The sequence below is a fragment of the Corynebacterium sp. MSK035 genome (assembly GCF_030232615.1).
Taxonomy (GTDB): domain Bacteria; phylum Actinomycetota; class Actinomycetes; order Mycobacteriales; family Mycobacteriaceae; genus Corynebacterium; species Corynebacterium jeikeium_D.
This window is the reverse complement of sequence record NZ_JASPJP010000033.1, coordinates 1-5,453: the sequence shown is the minus strand read 5'-3', so window position 1 is coordinate 5,453 and position 5,453 is coordinate 1. Positions and strand designations below refer to the sequence as shown.

At 54.9% G+C, this 5,453-nt stretch carries 4 protein-coding genes; 3 read left to right on the top strand and 1 reads right to left on the bottom strand.

Translation table 11 applies throughout. The features are described 5' to 3' along the window. Nucleotides 1-77: 77 nt before the first annotated feature. Nucleotides 78-1,658 (bottom strand): helicase-associated domain-containing protein, encoded by a 1,581-nt coding sequence (locus QP978_RS10660; protein ID WP_016421371.1) that lies wholly within the window; start codon nt 1,656-1,658, stop codon nt 78-80. Between the two features lie 114 nt (nt 1,659-1,772). On the opposite strand from QP978_RS10660, the gene QP978_RS10655 reads away from it, so the two are divergent. The 3 genes from QP978_RS10655 (at nt 1,773) to pbp2m (ending at nt 5,355) form a co-directional block, all read left to right on the top strand. Further along, nucleotides 1,773-2,633, top strand: a complete 861-nt coding sequence (locus tag QP978_RS10655) for a LysR family transcriptional regulator (RefSeq protein ID WP_012360809.1) — start codon at nt 1,773-1,775, stop codon at nt 2,631-2,633. Then, entirely contained in the window at nt 2,630-3,460 is an 831-nt protein-coding gene (locus QP978_RS10650) for a serine hydrolase (protein WP_012360808.1), read from the top strand. The genes QP978_RS10655 and QP978_RS10650 overlap by 4 nt, the downstream gene beginning before the upstream one ends. Before the next feature lie 113 nt (nt 3,461-3,573). Then, nucleotides 3,574-5,355: a penicillin-binding protein PBP2M gene (pbp2m, locus tag QP978_RS10645; RefSeq protein ID WP_049172619.1), complete on the top strand. Its 1,782-nt coding sequence runs from the start codon at nt 3,574-3,576 to the stop codon at nt 5,353-5,355. The last annotated feature ends 98 nt before the right edge of the window (nt 5,356-5,453 follow it).

The window sequence follows — 5,453 nt, the reverse complement described above, 5'->3', positions numbered from 1 at the left end:
AGCTATTCTTTGGTGATTTGTGGTGTGTGGTCTGGGGTTATGGTGGCATGCGGACACACTTTTCTTTACTTAACCCTCTAGCACGGCACGTCCACCGCAGCGATGCGGTGGGGTTGGATCGTGAGGCTCTCCCCGGTGGATTCGAGCACCGCGGAGATGGTGGAGGGGGTCATCATCACGATGGAGATCCAGTCATGGCTGGTGGCACCCGCATAGTCCACGTAGTGCAGGCGCACCTGTGTGCCCGCGGTATAGGCGCGGCGCAGCTCGGACATGATCTCCCGCGGCGAGCGGAAGGTCCGGGTGTCCGAGGCCTTCGTGCCGTCCGCCGGGTCCACGGCGATGGCCTGGTCGTGGGCGCGGCGAAAACCCTCCACGGCGCCGTCGATCTCCGAGGCGATCTCGGTGGAGTCCCCAGTGATGTCCATGATGTTGCGCTGGGGAGTATCCACGCGAGACGGGACACGAGCCGAGTGGGGTTCGGTGGCGGAGCCCTGCTGGAATGCCCTGGTGGCGTCGTCAATCAAATACCGCAGGGACTGGGGAACGGACGAGAGACCGCCGGGGGACATGCGATCCAGGAAGGCCTCGATGTCCTTCCATGGGGCGTCATAGCGCTTCGGCCCGATCAGGCTGAATACGTCGCCTTCGCGGCCGTCCTCGCGCACCAGGGTGGCGGTGAGCCCCAGACGGCGGCGAGACTGCAGGTCGGAGGTCATGCGGAACACCGGGGCAGGCAGCAGGTGAACCTCGTCGTAAATGATTAAGCCCCAGTCGCGGGAGTCGAACAGCTCCAGCGCCCGGTATTCGCCCTTCGACTTGCGCGTGACCACTTGGTAGGTGGCGATGGTCACGGGGCGGATCTCCTTCTTCTCTCCGGAGTATTCGCCGATTTCATCCTCCGTCAGGGAGGTGCGGCGCACTAGCTCGTCCTTCCACTGCCTGCCCGCGACGGTGTTCGTCACCAGGATCAGGGTGGTGGCCTTTGCCTTGGCCATCGAGGCCGCGCCGACCATCGTCTTGCCCGCACCACATGGCAGCACTACCACGCCCGAGCCGCCTTCCCAGAAGCTATCGGCCGCCATCTCCTGGTAGTCGCGCAGCTGCCATTCTTCGTGTTCCTGCGACAGCTCGATGGGGTGTGCCTCGCCGTCGACGTATCCCGCCAGGTCCTCTGCGGGCCAGCCGACCTTCAGCAGTTCCTGCTTGAGCCTGCCGCGCTCGGAAGGGTGCACAACGATCGAGTCCTCGTCGATCTCTGCGCCCAACATGGGCTTGATCTTTTTGTGACGCCGGATCTCCGTCAGCACAGCCCTGTCCGTCGTCTCTAGCACGAGCCCGTGCGCTGGGTGCTTGATGAGCTTCAGCCGCCCGTAGCGATCCATCGTGTCGGCAATGTCGATGAGCAGCGGCTGCGGGGCGGGGAACCGCGAGTAGGTTTCCAGCACGTCCATGATCTGCTCCGCGTCGTGCCCTGCCGCGCGGGCGTTCCACAGCGCCAGCGGGGTGATGCGGTAGGTGTGCACGTGCTCCGGCGCGCGCTCCAGCTCCGCGAACGGTGCCAGCGCGGTGCGCGCCTCCTGCGCCTGTTCGTGGTCGATTTCCAGCAGCACGGTCTTATCCGACTGCACAATGAGCGGTCCGTTTCCAATGCCCACGCTGTGTGTCACTTCCTTTTTGTTTATCGACGCCACCGCGACGGTGTTGCTCAAGCCAAAGACATCATTTTACGCTGCAGTGGTGCGAACTCGTGCTCCACTATGCTGAGACCCATGATTGCTCAGACGGGAAATCTGCGCCAATGGCAGTATTTCGTGGCTTTAGCGGAGACCGGTAGTTTTACAGCGGCGGCAGCGCGACTGGGAGTGAGTCAGCCGCCTGTCTCCAATGCCATTAAGCGCTTAGAAGCTGGTGTAGGTACACCGCTATTTATCCGAGGGGCGGGGGAAGTGAAACTAACCGAGGCAGGGTTGACCTTGCTTCCATATGCCCGGGTGATTAATCGCGATCTTCAGACTATGCATTCGATGATTGACGGTATCCGAAGTGGTGCGCAAAGCGGGTTTCGTTTGGCCATCAGTAGTGCGCTTCCAAGCGAGATAGGATCGCGTATTGCAGCAAAGGCACAGCAGCATGATGGAGTAGTTTTGTCGTCACTGCCTTCTGTTGAGATTCTTGCCCGTGTTGAAGAAGGCGCTATTCATGCGGGGCTTGTTCAAGCTCCGGTTCCCTTGGGTACTCACCGCAGTGCGAGGCAGTTTTCTCTGTCACGTGATCTAGTGGTGCCGCCGGGGTATTCAAGGTTGGATAAGACCTTGTCTCAATTGAATCTGCTGGTGGAGAACCTGAATGACAATTCAAGTGCAGCCAGTGGTTTGGCGAGAGAGCTATTTCGGTCGGGTGTGTCTTGCGAAATTAATGATTCAGAGGATGCTCTAGGTAGGGGCTTATTGATTGGAAGAGGGGAGGGGATGTCTTTGGTATTTCGCGGTTTTCACCAGTTTGACAATGCTATTGAGCTTCCTTCCCGTTTCGATTTTTCCGTGGATGTAGTGGTTCGCCGAGGTGGGATGGACAATGGCGCCGAGGCCATGGCGGTCGCCGAAAGAATTTGTCGAAGGATTAACCAATGACTGCACGGATGGAGATGGCCCTGGAAAACGTGTTGACGCGGTCGGGGTGTGAGGGATGGTGGTGTGCATCGCGACTGCACGATGGGGTGACTATCGGACGCAAACAAGACGAGAAAATTACGGTGGCATCCTTATATAAAATCCGGCTCCTCCACCTCACTTTGGAAGCGATTCAACGAGGTGATCTGGATCCTCGTCTTCGTGTTGACGTTGCACCGTCCAAAGGAACTTACGAAGGGTATGGGTTCGCTGCCTTTGATGACGCAGTGAACGTGAGTCTCCGAGACTTAATGAAACAAGTCGCATCGGTGTCAGATAACGTGGCCGCCCACGAGATTTTGCGTCTACTGCCTGCGTGGGCTCGAGAAGCATTTCTTAAACGGTTTCCACCTCATTATGACTTGCAAGATCGGAATAGCTTAGTGACGGCGGAGAAACAATTGCGTCAATATGTTCAATCCCAAGGGGGGAGTAGTACAGATATAGCGTTTTCTGCAGTCTCTTCGTTGGCGGAAATAACTAATGACTTGGAACAGGTTTGGAAAGACGATAGTGCAGCGGTACGTCGATCTATGTGTGAACTCTTGGGGTTGCAGGTGTGGCGTCACCGTGTTCCTTCAGGCTTTCCTCCAAGCGGCGTTGATATCTATGGAAAAACGGGCACTGTAGGACTTCTCCATGGTGAAGCTTCGATTATCCAGGTTGAGGGCGAGGAGCCCATTGTGGTGTCCATCATGCTGAAACAGGTGGTGCCAGAACAAGCAATGAGTACTCACGATGGTGCTATTGGCGAAGTGGCTAGACTGCTCGTGGACGCTCTTCGTTAGAATTTCTGCCACTTGAATACACACTTCTACCATCGCCTATATGTGAATGAAATGAGACAATTGCATTATGTGATATTGGTGGCATCCAATGCGTCTCACTTAACGTCACTCCCATGATGACTAAGCACAATCGTTTCCGTCAGTCGGTGATTGCACTCTGTTCGCTCTCCGCAGTGATGTTGAGCAGCTGTTCAGCTCTACCGTGGGAATCAGACTCAGACGTATTTCTCAAAGCTTTCAACGCGGGAGATGACAGCAAGGCTGCACGGTATCTGGATCATCCAGACCCGGAGCGCGCCCTTCATGAATTTCGGCAGTCACTTCATGGTGTGAAGGTCAACATCGAAAAATCTGATATTTCCAATGGAAAGCAGAATACTCATGTGACTTGGTCCAAAGATGGTGTGGAGTTGGAGAGCAATGGTCGGCTCGTCCTTAGTGGACAGGATGGTAAGCCTCAATGGTTGCCTTCGATCTTCGAAGCTCAGTTGAGCGATGATTCCGCACTCTTTTTTGCTGAAGATAAACAGTACGATCTTCCAATTAAAGATCGCTTGGGCAATGAATATATGACCTGGACGAAAGTTATTCAGGTACGAGGTCGCAAAGATATAGCCTCTAGAGCGCAGGAATTGGCCCAGATTTTTGCACCAGTGTCTCCCACAACGACTAAGGAGTGGATCGAGCAGACCTTGGGAGAGTCTCAGGATGAAGACACCGTGCTCCTCACTTTGAGGCAGGAAGAATTCCGGAAGATACAAGAGCAACTTAGGACCTTTGAGGGAATTTCCACTGTGGAGCAGGGGCGTCTCTTAAGCGTGTCCAAAACTCTTAACTCTCCGCTGGATGCTGAATTGAACAAATATTGGGAGTCAGTGCTCGATGCTAATTCAGGATGGTCGATACGCGCTGAGAGTTCACAAGGTATGACGACGGTAGCCTCTGAGCCGCCTCGCCGAGTTCAGCCAATCGCAACCACTCTGGATAACACACTGCAAAGCGCAGCAAAACAAGCAGTGGACAGTGAGCAACGTGCCGCAGTTCTAGTCGTGCTCAATCCTAGAACAGGAGGTGTCCTTGCCGTTGCACAAAATGACAAGGCAAATAACCAAGGGCCAATCGCACTCACCGGGCTATTCCCACCGGGATCGACGTTCAAAACTGTGACCACAGCGGCGGCACTAGAGGCAGGGGCAGTCAGCATGGATGAGGAACTACCTTGTCCTAGCAATATCACCGTCGCTGGACGCACGATTCCCAACGATCATGACTTCGATCTAGGTAGCGTTCGACTGGAAGAAGCTTTCGCCCAATCATGTAACACAACCCAAGCGGTCATTTCGGATCGTTTGGGAGAAGATGATCTGCAACGGACTGCTTTAGAACTCGGAATTGGCTCCGACTTCGACGTACCAGGGATGACCACACTTACTGGTTCGGTGCCGCGGACACCGGCTGGACCTCCTCGTGTGGAGGCTTCTATTGGACAGGGCGAGGTTCTAGCTAGTCCATTTGGGATTGCGCTCATGCAATCGACTGTCGCTAACGGCGGCTTGCTTGTTCCTCCACAGCTCATTCAAGGCGAACAGACAGTAGTGAATAAACAGGCAGACCAGCATGTCAGCGATACAACTATTCAAAGCCTCCGGACGATGATGAAATCAACAATTGACCACGGTTCAGCTAGGTCGTTGAGTGATCTTAGTGCACTTGGCGGAAAGACTGGTACAGCAGAAATTGATGGCAAGCTTTCCAATGGCTGGTTCGCTGGAACGACAGGGGAATTGGCGATTGCGTCCCTTGTAATCGAAGGAGATTCTTCTCAGCCAGCTGTGGAAATGGCCGGGCGTTTCCTTCGCTCGCCGGATGTTCAGAAATTCTCTGGAATTCAATAAACTTGCGTCATAACCTCTAGCACGGGTTAAGTAAAGAAAAGTGTGTCTTTTCCGGGCGTGTTGCGGTTATTTGATCCAGCCTTTTTGGATGCCGAGGT